Raw genomic sequence first — 14,381 nt, 5'->3', positions numbered from 1 at the left:
TCCTTCAAACAGTTTTCGGGAGGAGGCGCTCGAACAGCGCCTCTACAGTATTAAAGCGCTCTTCCGGGCGTTCCATCGGCACCTGGAACTTGAACATTGTGGCGCCTTCGAATTTGTAGCGTTTTGGCTGAGTCTGGATCAGTTTGATCAAGGTCATCGGGTCGACCGGCGTCTGCGCGGCGAACTCGATGCGGCCACCCTGCGGGCCACCGTCGACTTTCTTGATGCCCAGTTGTTCGGCCTGCAACTTCAGCGCGGTGATGCGCACCAGATTCTTGGTCGGCTCCGGCAGCAGACCGAAGCGGTCGATCATCTCCACTTGCAGATCCTTCAAGCCTTCCTCGTCGGTGGCCGAAGCGATGCGCTTGTACAGAATCAGGCGGGCATGCACATCCGGCAGATAGTCTTCCGGAATCAGCGCCGGCACCCGCAGGTTGACCTCCGGGCCACCGCCGAGCGGTTGATCAAGGTTCGGTTGCTCGCCCTTGCGGATCGACTTCACTGCGCGCTCGAGCATTTCCATGTAGAGCGTAAAGCCCACGGCCTGAATCTGCCCGCTCTGGCCGTCGCCGAGCAATTCGCCGGCGCCACGGATTTCCAGGTCGTTGGTCGCCAGCACGAAGCCGGCGCCCAGATCCTGAGTGTTGGCAATCGCTTCCAGACGCTTTTCCGCGTCCGAAGTGATTTGCTGGCGCGGCGGCGTCAGCAGGTAGGCGTAAGCCTGGTGGTGACTGCGACCCACACGTCCGCGCAACTGGTGCAATTGCGCCAGGCCGAACTTGTCGGCGCGCTCGATGATGATGGTGTTGGCGCTCGGCACGTCGATGCCGGTCTCGATGATGGTCGAGGCGATCAGCACGTTGAAGCGCTTGTGATAGAAGTCGCTCATCACCTGTTCGAGTTCGCGTTCGCGCATCTGCCCATGGCCGATGCCGATCCGCGCTTCCGGCACCAGTTCGGCGAGATCGGCAGCGCACTTCTCGATGGTCTTCACGTCGTTGTGCAAGTAGTAAACCTGCCCACCGCGCAGCAGTTCACGCAGCAGGGCCTCTTTGACCGTGCTCTTGTTCTGCTCCATGACGAAGGTGCGCACCGACAGGCGGCGCGCTGGCGGCGTGGCGATGATCGACAGGTCGCGCATACCCGACACCGCCATGTTCAGCGTGCGCGGGATCGGCGTTGCGGTCAGGGTGAGAATGTCGACTTCGCTGCGCAGGGCCTTGAGCTGTTCTTTCTGCCGGACACCGAAACGGTGTTCTTCGTCGATGATCACCAGTCCGAGGTTTTTGATCTTCACATCGTCGGACAACAGCTTGTGCGTACCGATGACGATGTCGATCTTGCCTTCCGCCAGATCGGCAATCGCCGCGTTGACTTCCTTGGCCGATTTGAAGCGACTCATCACTTCCACGGTCACCGGCCAGTCGGCGAAGCGGTCGCGGAAGCTGTTGTAGTGTTGCTGGGCGAGCAGGGTGGTCGGCACCAGAATCGCGACCTGACGCCCACCGTGCACGGCGATGAACGCTGCGCGCATCGCCACTTCGGTCTTGCCGAAACCGACGTCGCCGCAGACCAGGCGATCCATCGGCTTCGGCGCGAGCATGTCTTCGCGCACGGCTTCGATGGTCGCTTGCTGATCCGGGGTTTCTTCGAACGGGAAGCCGGCGCTGAACGTCGCGTAATCGGCTTTCGGATCGGCAAATGCATAGCCTTCGCGCGCGGCGCGACGGGCATAGATGTCGAGCAATTCAGCAGCGACATCGCGCACCTGTTCGGCGGCTTTGCGCTTGGCTTTCTGCCAGGTTTCGGAGCCGAGGCGGTGCAGCGGCGCCAGTGAGTCATCGCTGCCGGTGTAACGCGCAATCAGATGCAGGTTGGCCACCGGCACATAGAGCTTGGCGTTCTCGGCGTATTCCAGGGTAAGGAATTCCGCCGCCTGATTGTCGATTTCCAGAATCGTCAGGCCCAGATAACGCCCGACCCCGTGATCGATGTGCACCACCGGCGCGCCTTCGCGCAGCTCGGTGAGGTTCTTGATCACGGCATCGTTGTTGGCGTCGGCACGTTTTTCCCGGCGACGACGCTGCATCACCCGCTGACCGAACAGCGGACTCTCGGCCACCAGCGCCAGCGCCGGGTCATCGAGCATCAAGCCCTCGTCGAGCGGGGCAATGGTGATCGCCAGACGATCCTTGCTCGCAACGAAGTCCGGCCAGCTGTCGACGGTTTTCGGCCTCAGCTTCAGACGTTCCAGCAACTCCAGCAGGACTTCACGCCGGCCCGCGGATTCGGCGGTGAACAGCACGCGTCCGGGGAATTCGTCGAGAAATGCCGAGAGCGCCGCCAGCGGTTGCGTCGCCTTGGCTTCGATCGCCAGGTTTGGCAGTGCCTGCGCCGGGAAGCGCTCGCGACCGGCACCGGATTCGACGTCCTGCTGGCTGGCGACTACCCGTGGCCAGCTCTTGAGGCGGGCGAAGCAGTCTTCCACCGGCAGGAACAATTCCGCAGGAGGCAATAAAGGACGCGATGGATCGACGCGGCGCTCTTCGTAGCGATTGCGCACGTCGTTCCAGAAGTTTTCCGCTGCTTGTTCGATACCCGGCAGCGAGAACACTTGCGTGTCCTGCGGCAGGTAATCGAACAGTGTCGAGGTTTCGTCGAAGAACAGCGGCAGGTAGTACTCGATACCGGCGGGCGTGATGCCGCTGCTCAGGTCCTGGAAGATCGGGCAGCGTCGGAAGTCGACATCGAAACGCTCGCGGAACCGCGCCTTGAAGCGGGTGACCGCATCTTTCTGTAGCGGAAATTCTCGCGCCGGCAGCAGCTTGACCGATTCGACCTTGTCGATGGAACGCTGGTTTTCCGGGTCGAAGGTGCGCAGGGTTTCGATTTCGTCGTCGAACAGGTCGATGCGATAGGGCAGTTTGCTGCCCATCGGGAACAGGTCGATCAGCGCACCGCGTACGGTGAACTCGCCGTGCTCGTAAACCGTATCGACGTAGCGATAGCCGCTGGCTTCGAGCCGCGCGCGCATCTGTTCGACATCGAGCTTCTGCCCTACATCCAGCACCAGGCTGCTGCCGAGCAGAAACTTGGTCGGCGCCAGGCGGTGCAGGGCGGTGGTGATTGGCACCACCAGCACGCCGTGCGCCAGTTCCGGCAGTCTATAAAGGCTGGCGATACGCTGGGAAATGATGTCCTGGTGCGGCGAGAACAGATCGTACGGCAGGGTTTCCCAGTCGGGGAAATGCAGCACGGGCAAATCCGGGGCGAAGAAACTCAGCTCCTGTTCCAGCCGTTCGGCACTCTGGCTGTCGGCGGTCAGTAGCAGGGTGAAGCGCTTGGCAGCGCTGGCAGCCTCGGCAATCGCGAGGCTGAGGGCAGCACCGGGCAGGTTGCCCCAATGCTGTTTACCTGCCGCGGCAGGGAGAAGCGGTAGACGCAGAACGGGCACGGAAGGTTGAGCTCCAGGCTTTGCGACAAAGTCGGTAATTGTAGCGGCGTCCGGTGCCGGCTGTCAGTTGCAGACTGCGTCTATCTTCGTGGTTTGCACGAAATGTAGTGGTAACCATAAAAACGAGCACTTTTTTTACGGTTATGTAGTGCCGAAATCGACTGGTGTTACGGAGGGTTACAGACATCGTCTAACAGTCGTCGAAAAATTGACTGTGCTGAAAGCCCCGGTTTTACTGGGCTGGCGCGAGGCGTAATTTTTTTGAACGGAATTTTGTTACCGATTGCGCGACAAGCGCGCATTGCTACAAGAGGTTCTCGGCGGCATAATGTAGCCCCTTTTTTCTGCCCCTACATGTGGAAGGTTCCCGTGACTCAGAAGCCCGACCAGTGTCTTGGTGAATGGATCGACCGTGAAGCACTCGCAGAAGCGATGATTCCGCTTATCGGTCAGCTCTACCGCAATAACAACGTGGTGAGCTCGATCTATGGCCGCAGCCTGATCAACCAGTCTGTCATCGCGATTCTCAAAGCTCACCGCTTTGCTCGCCACCGTTCCTCCGACGATAGCGAACTCTCCGTCCACGAAACATTCCCTCTGCTGAAAGCCATGAGCGAGCTCAAGCTCGGCGCAGCTTCGGTAGATCTGGGCAAGTTGGCGTTCAAATTCCGCAGCGAAGGCAATGGCCGCAGCGCCGAGCAGTTCGTGCGTGAAGAACTGGCTGACGTGGTTGGCCAGCAAAACGCTTCGGCCCGCAAAGGCACTGACGTTGTGCTGTACGGCTTCGGTCGTATCGGCCGTCTGCTGGCGCGCATCCTGATCGAGAAAACCGGTGGTGGCGACGGTCTGCGTCTGCGTGCCATCGTCGTGCGCAAGGGCGCCGAAAACGACCTGACCAAACGCGCCAGCCTGCTGCGTCGCGATTCGGTACACGGCCCGTTCAACGGCACCATCGTCATCGACGAAGAAAACAACACCATCACCGCCAACGGTAACCTGATCCAGGTGATCTACGCGAAGAACCCGACCGAGGTGGATTACACCCAGTACGGCATCAAAGACGCGCTGCTGGTGGACAACACCGGTGTGTGGCGTGACGCCGATGGCCTGGGTCAGCACCTGCAATGCCCGGGTGTGGCTCGCGTTGTTCTGACCGCGCCTGGCAAAGGCAAGCTGAAGAACATCGTTCACGGTATCAACCACAACGAAATCACCGCTGACGACAAGATCGTGTCCGCCGCTTCCTGCACCACCAACGCCATCGTGCCGGTGCTGAAGGCTGTGAATGACAAGTTCGGCATCATCAACGGTCACGTCGAAACCGTTCACTCGTACACCAACGACCAGAACCTGATCGACAACTTCCACAAGGGCGATCGCCGTGGCCGTTCCGCCGCACTGAACATGGTGATCACCGAGACCGGTGCTGCCACCGCTGCTGCCAAGGCTCTGCCTGAGCTGGCCGGCAAGCTGACCGGTAACGCGATCCGCGTTCCGACGCCAAACGTGTCGATGGCCATTCTCAACCTGAACCTTGAGAAAGCTGCCAGCCGTGAGGAGATGAACGAGTACCTGCGCTACATGGCGCTGCACTCCGATCTGCACAAGCAAATCGACTTCGTCAACTCGCAGGAAGTGGTGTCCACTGACTTCGTGGGTTCGCGTCATGCCGGTGTGGTCGACGCTGAAGCGACCATCGTTCAGGACAACCGCGTTGTGCTGTACGTCTGGTACGACAACGAGTTCGGTTACAGCTGCCAAGTGGTTCGCGTGATGGAAGACATGGCCGGTGTAAACCCGCCAGCGTTCCCGCGCTAAGCTATAGCTGCAAATGAAAACGCCCCGGCTTAGGTCGGGGCGTTTTTTTATGCCTGGCAGATCTCTATTGCCTGATCCGGCCTCATCGCTGGCAAGCCAGCTCCCACAGGTTTCCTGGCAGGCTGCGCAATGGCATGTACGCCTCAAGACCTTGTGGGAGCTGGCTTGCCAGCGATGGCGTCCTATCGGGCCCCACCTGTCACAGCGGCTTGCGCAGTGCGCAATTCATGTTTGTTCCCGCGGAACAGCACCAGCGTCGCAATCAACCCCAGCACCGCCGCACCGCTGAGCCAGATTCCCGGCGCAGCCTTGTTGTCCAGCACGTGAATCAGGTAAGTACAGGCCGCAGGCGTAAAGCCGCCAAAGGTCGCTGTCGCCAGGCTATAGGCCAGCGAGAACCCGGTCGTACGCACTTCCACCGGCATGATTTCGGTCAGCGCCACGACCATCGCGCCGTTGTACGAGCCGTACAGGAACGACAGCCACAGCTCGACGATCAGCAGATGACTGAAGCTCGGGTTCGCCACCAGCCACGACAGCGCCGGGTAAGCGGTCAGGATCGCCAGAAGGGTCGCCGCCAGCAGTAGGGGTTTGCGCCCGATCTTGTCGGACACCGCGCCCATCACTGGCAGCCAGAAGAAGTTCGACAGACCGATGCACACCGTTACCAGCAGCGCGTCGAAATCCGACAGATGCAGTTCAGCCTTGCCGAAGGTTGGGGTGTAGGCGGTGATCAGGTAGAACGAAACCGTGGTCATCACCACCAGCGCCATGCCGGCGATGACGATGCCAAAGTTCTGACCGATCGAGCGGACGATTTCCCGCAGGGTAGGGCGATGTTTACGCGCCTGGAATTCCGGGGTTTCCTCCAGCGAACGACGAATGACGAAGATCACCGGAACGATCATGCAGCCGATCAGGAACGGCACGCGCCAGCCCCAGTCACCCATTTGATCCGGGCTTAGCCAGTGGTTGAGGCCAACGCCGAGCAGACCGGCGAACACCACCGCCGCTTGTTGGCTGGCAGACTGCCAACTGACAAAAAAGCCCTTGCGGCCCGGCGTGGCGATTTCCGCCAGATATACCGAAACACCGCCCAGTTCGACGCCAGCCGAGAAGCCTTGCAGCAAGCGACCGAACAGCACGATCAACGGCGCTGCGACACCCAGAGTGGCGTAACCCGGCACGCAGGCGATCAGGATCGTACCGGCGGCCATCAGCGCAAGGGTAATGATCAGGCCCTGGCGACGACCGTGACGGTCAATGTAAGCGCCAAGGAAGATCGCCCCCAGCGGACGCATCAGGAAGCCTGCACCGAAAGTCGCCAGGGAAAGCATCAGGGAAGCGAAGGCGCTGTCGGCCGGGAAGAAGGTTTTGGCAATGGCCGTGGCGTAGAAGCCATAGACCATAAAGTCGAACATCTCGAGAAAGTTGCCGCTGACAACGCGAAAAATCGCTTTGCCTTTGCCCGTGGTCGAGGACATTTTCAGTTACTCATTATTGGTTTCTTGTAACGCGTTGCATCCGATGGGGAGCGTGCGGGCCTTTGATCCATAATGGCCGGCGCGCTTTTATGGGGAGATGAAGAATTGTTCACTGGACGATGGGTTGGGCTTGTGAGTGTGGTGGTTGTCCTCGTGGCCTGTGGCAACGGTGATTCCCTGGAAAGTTTTGGTGGCCCGACCATGGGCAGCACGTATTCGATCAAGTACGTGCGACACGCGGGTATTGCCGAGCCGGCGCAAGTTCGCCGGGAAGTGGAAGGTATCCTCGCTGACGTGGATCGACAGATGTCGACCTACCGCAGTGATTCCGACATCGAGCGCTTCAATGCTTTGCCGGCGAACAGCTGTCAGACCCTGCCTGCCGCTGTGCTTGAATTGGTCCGCGTTGGCGAACAACTGTCAGAGCAAAGCGAAGGTGCCTACGACTTGACCGTCGAGCCGCTGATGAATCTGTGGGGGTTCGGCCCGCAAGGGCGTGAAGAGAAAGTCCCCGACCCCGCCGTGCTGGCCGAAACCCTGCAGCGAGTCGGCTACCGCCATTTGCGTATCGACGGCGACCGCTTGTGCAAGGACGCCGCTGTCGAAGTCGACTTCAACAGCATCGCCGCCGGATACGCCGTCGACACCATCGCCGCCAGGCTCGAGTCGATGGGCATCCATGACTATCTCGCCGAAGCCACCGGTGAGCTAAAGGCCAAGGGCAAGAAGCTTGATGGCTCATCCTGGCGTATTGCGCTGGAGGCGCCGCGTGATGATCAACAGGTGGCCGAACGGATCATTCAGGTCGACGGCTACGGGGTTTCCACCTCCGGGGATTACCGTAACTATTTCCTGCAAGGTGGCCGGCGCTATTCCCACACCTTCGATGCGCGGAGCGGGGCGCCGGTCCTACACAGCCTGGCGTCAGTTACGGTGATTCATCCTTCAGCGTTGATGGCCGATGGACTATCGACGCTGTTGCTGATTCTCGGGCCTGATCGGGCTTGGGACTATGCCGAAAAACACGACATTGGTGCATTCTTCGTGATTCGTGCCGATACAGGCTTTGTTATTCGCACCAGTGCGGCTTTCGAGCGCCTGAGTCGCGCAAAAGTTGACTGAAAACAGTACGAAAGCTGGCGTTGTAGTGCAGGCAAAAGTAGCCTACGACGCGACCAAGGGTTAATGTGCGCGGCGTTGACGCTTCTATAGACTGTGTCCGGGTTCTTTACTGACCCCCAATTGTTCCTTCGCGCCACGATTCGGCGTGATTTAGCCGCCGGTGCTGCTGGCACCGCGGCCTGTTCTGAGGAGTACGCATGGCTGTCTACAACTACGACGTGGTGGTGTTGGGTTCCGGCCCGGCGGGAGAAGGCGCGGCAATGAACGCCGCCAAAGCAGGGCGCAAGGTGGCGATGGTCGACAGTCGTCGCCAGGTCGGCGGCAACTGCACCCACCTGGGAACCATCCCGTCCAAGGCCCTGCGTCACTCGGTGCGGCAGATCATGCAGTTCAACACCAACCCGATGTTCCGGGCGATCGGCGAGCCACGCTGGTTCTCCTTCCCGGACGTGTTGAAAAGCGCTGAAAAGGTTATCTCCAAACAAGTCGCTTCGCGCACCGGCTACTACGCCCGTAACCGCGTCGACGTGTTCATCGGTACCGGCAGCTTTGCCGACGAGCAAACCATCGAAGTGGTCTGCGCCAACGGCGTGGTCGAGAAACTGGTGGCCAAGCACATCATCATCGCTACCGGTTCGCGTCCGTATCGCCCGGCGGACATCGATTTCAATCACCCGCGTATCTACGATAGCGACACCATCCTCAGCCTCGGCCACACCCCGCGCAAACTGATCGTGTACGGCGCCGGCGTGATCGGTTGCGAATACGCTTCGATCTTCAGCGGTCTGGGCGTATTGGTTGAACTGGTGGACAACCGTGGTCAGTTGCTGAGCTTCCTCGACTCGGAAATCTCCCAGGCGTTGAGCTACCACTTCAGCAACAACAACATCACCGTGCGCCACAACGAAGATTACGATCGCGTTGAGGGCGTCGATAACGGGGTTATCCTGCACCTGAAGTCCGGCAAGAAGATCAAGGCCGATGCCTTGCTCTGGTGCAACGGCCGTACCGGTAACACCGACCAGCTCGGTCTGGAAAACATCGGGGTCAAGGTCAACAGCCGCGGCCAGATCGAAGTCGACGAGGCTTACCGCACCTGCGTGCCGAACATCTACGGCGCCGGCGACGTGATCGGCTGGCCAAGCCTGGCCAGTGCCGCCCACGACCAGGGTCGCTCGGCGGCCGGCAGCATCGTCGATAACGGTAGCTGGCGCTTTGTGAATGACGTGCCGACCGGTATCTATACCATTCCGGAGATCAGCTCGATCGGCAAGAACGAGCAGGAACTGACCCAGGCCAAAGTGCCGTACGAAGTCGGCAAGGCGTTCTTCAAGAGCATGGCGCGTGCGCAGATCGCCGGCGAGCCGCAAGGCATGCTGAAAATCCTGTTCCACCGTGAAACCCTGGAAGTGCTGGGTGTTCACTGCTTCGGTTATCAGGCGTCGGAGATCGTGCACATCGGTCAGGCGATCATGAACCAGCCGGGTGAGTTGAATACGCTGAAGTACTTCGTCAACACCACGTTCAACTACCCGACCATGGCCGAAGCCTATCGGGTAGCGGCGTACGACGGCCTCAACCGGCTTTTTTGACGGGCTCCGGCCGGTGGCCTGAGCCGGCCGGGGAGACCGATTTCAGCAATTCTCGAGGGTGGCAGTGGCCAAACCGGGAAAGTCTGTAATCAGGCTGTCAACGCCGAAGTCGGCGAGTCTGCGCATCAGCGCAGGCTCGTTGACGGTCCACACCGAGACATGCAGCCCCTGACGCTGCGCCTTCTGCAGGCGTTCCGGCGTACACAGTGTCCAGTTCAGCGCCAAGATCTCACAGCCATAGCTGGCGGCGACCTTCAACGGGTCGAGCCAGGCGTATTCGGCGACCAATCCACGCGATACGTCCGGCACCAGCTCCAGCGCCGCCTTCAGCACTTCCCGCGAACTCGAAGTAATGGTGACCTTGTCCAGCAAGCCATGACGCTGGGCCATTTCGCGAATCGCCAACACGGTGGTGGCGGCGCGGGTGCGTGAAGCGCTTTTGACTTCCAGTTGCCAGTGCTCGAAATCGCACTGTTCGAACAGTTCTTCCAGAGTCGGAATCGGGCACGGCTTGATCCAGCCCGGGCCGCCCTTGCGCGCGTCGTAGGTCACCAGTTCGGCGGCGGTGTGCTCGACCACCTTGCCGCGCCGGTCGGTGGTGCGCTTGAGGGTCGGGTCGTGGATCACCATCAGCTCGCCGTCCTTGGACAGGTGCAGATCCAGTTCGCAACGGCGTACGCCGTGCTTGAGACATTCCTGAAAGCTGGTCAGGGTGTTTTCCGGTGCTTCGCCCTTGGCGCCGCGGTGGCCGTAGATGAGGGTCACGGTGCTTCCTTAATTAAATGCCTAATTCGTTCTGTTCACGGGCCAGGCGTCGTTCCTGGGCCTGTTTCTGCAAGATATAACGGGCGAGCAACTGGCGCTGGGCGTCGGTCAAGTGTTCGAACTCGGTGCCGACGTCGTAGCCATCGCCCTTGCGGTCGCAATGGGTCACGCGGGCACGCAGCAGCAGGCCCAGCGCCTGCGGCATCAGCACCAGTTTCACCGACAGGTGCGCGCCCGTGGCGATTGGCGTCGGGTGCTGAAAGTCGATTCCGCCTTCGGAGAGGATCACCGGTTGCGGCTCGCCAATGTGGCCGAGCACGGTCAGGGCGACCACCTGGCTGAGCAGGTCGATGCGTTTGTTCTGGGATTTGAGGAACGCGGCAATCGCCCGGTCGCGCTCGCTGATCTGGCGCAACAGGTGCTGCGACTCGAATTCGCTCAGGTGCAGTTCGCTGAGCAGGTTGAACAGCGGGGAAGCATCCTGCAACACTTCCTGGCCTGCGGCTTCGGGAGCGGACAGGGGCCGAATTTCCAGTGCGATCATGTCCTCGATACGGTAGTATTCGCGGCGATCTTCTTCATCTAATGTCGACATGGCGAACCCATGGTAGCGGCGGTGGTCTGAGTGTAAAGCTGGTTATCGACCCCCGCCACAAGGACGTTCCTTTTCCCTCCGAACAAGCCCCGACATGTTCAGACCTCTCTTCGTATTTATCGGCACGCGTTATACCCGTGCAAAGCGTCGCAATCATTTTGTGTCATTCATTTCCCTGACTTCGATGATCGGGCTCGCCCTCGGCGTGATCGTGATGATCGTGGTGCTATCGGTGATGAACGGCTTCGATCATGAGATGCGCACCCGCGTGCTGGGCATGGTGCCCCACGCGACTCTTGAAACCGGCGAGCCGATCAACGATTGGCAGAGCCTGGCCGCCAAGGTCAAACGCAACCCTGAGGTGACGGCGGTTGCGCCGTTCACCCAGATGCAGGGTTTGCTGACCAACAACGGCCAGGTGTCCAAGGTGTTGCTCAACGCCATCGACCCCGCGCTCGAGCGCAATGTGTCGATCATCGACAACTTCATGAAGCAGGGCAAACTCGACGATTTGACGCCGGGCAGCTTCGGCATCGTCATCGGCGACAAGGCCGCGACCAAGCTCGGCGTAGGCCTGGGTGACAAGGTCACCTTCGTCGCGCCGGAGGTCAGCGTGACCCCGGCCGGGATGTTCCCGCGCATGAAGCGCTTTACCGTGGTCGGCATCTTTCATGTTGGCGCCGGTGAGCTGGACGGCTATCTGGGCGTCACCAACCTGCAGGATCTGGCGAAGATGCACCGCTGGAAGCCTGATCAGGTGCAGGGCATCCGGTTGAAGTTCGATGATCTGTTCCAGGCGCCGCGCGTGGCCTGGACCATCGCCCAGCAGTTGGGCGAAGACCATTACTACGCCCGCGACTGGACCCGTACCCACGGCAACCTGTATCAGGCGATCCGCATGGAAAAAGCCATGATCGGTCTGCTGTTGCTGCTGATCGTCGCGGTGGCTGCGTTCAATATCATTTCCACGCTGGTGATGGTGGTGAATGACAAGAAGAGCGACATCGCCATTCTGCGTACCCTCGGCGCTACGCCGGGGACGATCATGCGTACGTTCATGGTGCAGGGCACCGTGATCGGCGTGGTCGGTACGGCGATTGGCGCGGTGCTCGGTATTCTCGCCGCGCTCAACGTCAGCGCTGCAATTTCCGCCCTCGAAGGGCTGATCGGCCACAAGTTTCTCAACGCCGACGTGTATTTCATCGATTACCTGCCCTCGCAGGTGCAGAGCCAGGACGTGGTCATGGTCTGCGCCGCTGCGTTGGTCCTGAGTTTCCTCGCCACCCTGTATCCCGCCTGGCGTGCCGCGCGCACCCAGCCGGCGGAGGCGCTACGTTATGAGTGAGTCGGGCATGAGTGATAAAGCAATCTTGAGTTGCCGCAACCTGGGCAAATCCTACGAGGAAGGCCCGGAGTCGGTGCAAGTGCTGGCCGGTCTGCAACTGGAGTTGCACCCGGGCGAGCGTGTGGCGATCGTCGGCAAATCCGGTTCGGGCAAAAGTACCTTGCTCAACCTGCTGGGCGGTCTCGACACCCCAACCGAGGGCAGCGTCTGGCTTGACGGCGAAGAACTGTCAGCGCTGAGCGAAAAGAAGCGTGGCCTGCTGCGTAACCGTGCCCTCGGGTTCGTGTACCAGTTCCACCACTTGCTGCCGGAATTCACCGCGCTGGAAAACGTCTGCATGCCGCTGCTGATCGGCAAGACCGCGATCCCGCAAGCACGTCAACGCGCTACGGCGTTGTTGGAGCGCGTGGGACTGGGCCATCGTCTGGAGCACAAACCGGCCGAGCTGTCCGGTGGCGAGCGCCAGCGTGTGGCCATCGCCCGTGCGCTGGTGAACAATCCAGGCCTGGTGATGCTCGACGAGCCAACCGGCAACCTTGATTCGCACACCGCCGAAGGCATCCAGGATCTGATGCTGGAACTCAGCACTTCGATGCGCACGGCGTTCCTGGTGGTGACTCACGACATGAACCTGGCCCGCCAGATGGACCGCGTCCTACAACTGCAGGAAGGCTGCCTGAATCCAATCGCTTGAGAGCTACTGCGCTCGGAAATACTGCGTTAAAAACAGGCTCGGAATGCTCATTTACAGCCAGTAGACTCCGCTTCCTCGCCTGTTTTTGCCTTGTCTTTCCTTCGCTCGCTACGCTCTCAAACGATTGGCCGCTTTTTTAAGCTTGATTTTTTATACGGTGCCCCAGCGAATGTTCAGACCGTTATCGATCTTTATCGGCACGCGCTATACCCGCGCCAAGCGCCGCAATCGCTTTGTTTCGTTCATCTCGATGACTTCGATGATCGGGCTCGCCCTCGGCGTGCTGGCGATGATCGTGGTGCTGTCGGTAATGAACGGCTTCCAGCGCGAGATGAGCTCGCGCATCCTCGGCATGGTGCCGCACGCGACCATCGTTGGCGTCAAGCCGATCGATGACTGGCAGCCGGTGGCCGCCGCCGCGCTGAAAAATCCCGAAGTGACCGCCGCCGTGCCGTTCACCGAGATGGAAGGCATGCTGTCCTACAAGGGTTTGATGCAGCCGATCCAGATCAGCGGCGTCGATCCGGCCCAGGAAGGCAAGGTGTCGATCGTTGCCCAGCACATTGTGCAGGGACGTCTCGATGACCTGAAACCGGGTGAGTTCGGCGTGGTGATCGGTGAAATCACCGCGCGCCGCTTCCGCCTCAACGTCGGCGACAAGATCACTCTGATCGTGCCGGAAGTCAGCACCGCACCGGGTGGCATTACCCCGCGCATGCAGCGCCTGAACGTGGTCGGTGTGTTCAAGGTCGGCGCTGAACTGGACGGCTCGATGGGCCTGATCCACGTGGCCGATGCCGCGACCATGCAGCACTGGCAGCCGAATCAGGTGCAGAGCGTGCGCCTGGCGGTGAAGGATCTGTACGCTGCGCCGAAAGTCTCATCGGACATCGCCGCCGGGCTCGGTGCCGAGTTCAAGGCTGACGACTGGACCCACACCCAGGGCAGTCTGTTCAGCGCGATGAAAATGGAAAAAACCATGATCGGCCTGCTGTTGCTGATGATCGTTGCGGTGGCGGCGTTCAACATCATCGCCACGCTGATCATGGTGGTGAACGACAAGGGCGCGGACATCGCGATTCTGCGCACCATCGGCGCCACGCCACGGCAGATCATGGCGATTTTTATGGTGCAGGGCACGGTGATTGGCATTGTCGGTACCCTCATCGGCGGCGTGCTTGGCGTAATTGCCGCGCTGAACGTCAGCGAGATGGTCGGCTGGGTCGAGCGCGTTACCGGGCAGCACATCTTCAGTTCCGACGTGTACTTCGTCAGCAACCTGCCTTCGGAATTGCAGGGCGGGGATGTGCTGTTGATCTGCTCGGCGGGCTTTATTCTGAGCTTCCTGGCGACGGTGTACCCGGCGTTGCGGGCAGCGAAGATTGAGCCGGCTCACGCGCTGAGATATTCGTAAGCGCTGAAATCGCCATCGCGGGCAAGCCCGCTCCCACAGGTATTGAGTTGAGTCACCATTATGTGAACGACACAAAACACTGTGGGAGCAACTGTCTT

Annotated in this window: 10 protein-coding genes; 6 read left to right on the top strand and 4 right to left on the bottom strand. The window is 60.3% G+C overall.

Annotated elements, in window-relative coordinates; translation table 11 throughout:
- Nucleotides 1–4: 4 nt before the first annotated feature.
- Nucleotides 5–3,454 carry a transcription-repair coupling factor gene (gene mfd / locus OC71_RS11915; protein ID WP_041068978.1) on the bottom strand — a complete coding sequence of 1,150 codons (3,450 nt, stop codon included), beginning with the start codon at nt 3,452–3,454 and terminating at the stop codon, nt 5–7.
- Between the two features lie 354 nt (nt 3,455–3,808).
- On the opposite strand from mfd, the gene OC71_RS11910 reads away from it, so the two are divergent.
- Entirely contained in the window at nt 3,809–5,272 is a 1,464-nt protein-coding gene (locus tag OC71_RS11910; protein ID WP_003226583.1) for a glyceraldehyde-3-phosphate dehydrogenase, read from the top strand.
- Between the two features lie 182 nt (nt 5,273–5,454).
- On the opposite strand, the gene OC71_RS11905 is transcribed toward OC71_RS11910, so the two are convergent.
- Nucleotides 5,455–6,756: an MFS transporter gene (locus OC71_RS11905; RefSeq protein WP_041068976.1), complete on the bottom strand. Its 1,302-nt coding sequence runs from the start codon at nt 6,754–6,756 to the stop codon at nt 5,455–5,457.
- A gap of 72 nt (nt 6,757–6,828) precedes the next feature.
- Here OC71_RS11905 and OC71_RS11900 point away from each other — a divergent pair, with 72 nt between their 5' ends.
- A complete protein-coding gene (locus OC71_RS11900; protein ID WP_174376663.1) occupies nt 6,829–7,878 on the top strand; it encodes an FAD:protein FMN transferase in 1,050 nt (349 codons plus the stop codon).
- Nucleotides 7,879–8,075: 197 nt separating this feature from the next.
- Nucleotides 8,076–9,470 (top strand): Si-specific NAD(P)(+) transhydrogenase, encoded by a 1,395-nt coding sequence (sthA, locus tag OC71_RS11895; RefSeq protein ID WP_041068973.1) that lies wholly within the window; start codon nt 8,076–8,078, stop codon nt 9,468–9,470.
- A 42-nt stretch (nt 9,471–9,512) separates the two neighbouring features.
- Here sthA and OC71_RS11890 read toward each other — a convergent pair whose 3' ends face one another.
- Together OC71_RS11890 and OC71_RS11885 are read right to left on the bottom strand one after the other, a co-directional pair.
- Nucleotides 9,513–10,235 (bottom strand): glycerophosphodiester phosphodiesterase family protein, encoded by a 723-nt coding sequence (locus OC71_RS11890; RefSeq protein ID WP_041068969.1) that lies wholly within the window; start codon nt 10,233–10,235, stop codon nt 9,513–9,515.
- 13 nt (nt 10,236–10,248) lie between these two features.
- A complete protein-coding gene (locus OC71_RS11885; RefSeq protein WP_041068966.1) occupies nt 10,249–10,830 on the bottom strand; it encodes a PilZ domain-containing protein in 582 nt (193 codons plus the stop codon).
- Between the two features lie 94 nt (nt 10,831–10,924).
- Here OC71_RS11885 and OC71_RS11880 point away from each other — a divergent pair, with 94 nt between their 5' ends.
- From OC71_RS11880 to OC71_RS11870, 3 genes are all read left to right on the top strand, one after another.
- A complete protein-coding gene (locus OC71_RS11880) occupies nt 10,925–12,175 on the top strand; it encodes a lipoprotein-releasing ABC transporter permease subunit (RefSeq protein WP_041068963.1) in 1,251 nt (416 codons plus the stop codon).
- 7 nt (nt 12,176–12,182) lie between these two features.
- Nucleotides 12,183–12,869 carry a lipoprotein-releasing ABC transporter ATP-binding protein LolD gene (gene lolD / locus OC71_RS11875; RefSeq protein WP_174376664.1) on the top strand — a complete coding sequence of 229 codons (687 nt, stop codon included), beginning with the start codon at nt 12,183–12,185 and terminating at the stop codon, nt 12,867–12,869.
- A 169-nt stretch (nt 12,870–13,038) separates the two neighbouring features.
- Nucleotides 13,039–14,283 (top strand): lipoprotein-releasing ABC transporter permease subunit, encoded by a 1,245-nt coding sequence (locus tag OC71_RS11870; RefSeq protein ID WP_041068958.1) that lies wholly within the window; start codon nt 13,039–13,041, stop codon nt 14,281–14,283.
- Nucleotides 14,284–14,381: the final 98 nt, after the last annotated feature.

The sequence above is a fragment of the Pseudomonas sp. W15Feb9B genome (genome assembly GCF_000828175.1).
GTDB lineage: Bacteria > Pseudomonadota > Gammaproteobacteria > Pseudomonadales > Pseudomonadaceae > Aquipseudomonas > Aquipseudomonas parakoreensis.
The sequence above is the reverse complement of the archived record's forward strand: the minus strand, read 5'-3'. Positions and strand labels throughout refer to the sequence as shown.

Coding starts and splice junctions, on each gene's coding strand:
- OC71_RS11910 (WP_003226583.1), top strand. CDS start 3,809: ATGTGGAAGGTTCCCGTGACTCAGAAGCCCGACCAGTGTCTTGGTGAA.
- OC71_RS11905 (WP_041068976.1), bottom strand. CDS start 6,756: ATGTCCTCGACCACGGGCAAAGGCAAAGCGATTTTTCGCGTTGTCAGC.
- OC71_RS11900 (WP_174376663.1), top strand. CDS start 6,829: ATGGCCGGCGCGCTTTTATGGGGAGATGAAGAATTGTTCACTGGACGA.
- sthA (WP_041068973.1), top strand. CDS start 8,076: ATGGCTGTCTACAACTACGACGTGGTGGTGTTGGGTTCCGGCCCGGCG.
- OC71_RS11885 (WP_041068966.1), bottom strand. CDS start 10,830: ATGTCGACATTAGATGAAGAAGATCGCCGCGAATACTACCGTATCGAG.
- OC71_RS11880 (WP_041068963.1), top strand. CDS start 10,925: ATGTTCAGACCTCTCTTCGTATTTATCGGCACGCGTTATACCCGTGCA.
- lolD (WP_174376664.1), top strand. CDS start 12,183: ATGAGTGATAAAGCAATCTTGAGTTGCCGCAACCTGGGCAAATCCTAC.
- OC71_RS11870 (WP_041068958.1), top strand. CDS start 13,039: ATGTTCAGACCGTTATCGATCTTTATCGGCACGCGCTATACCCGCGCC.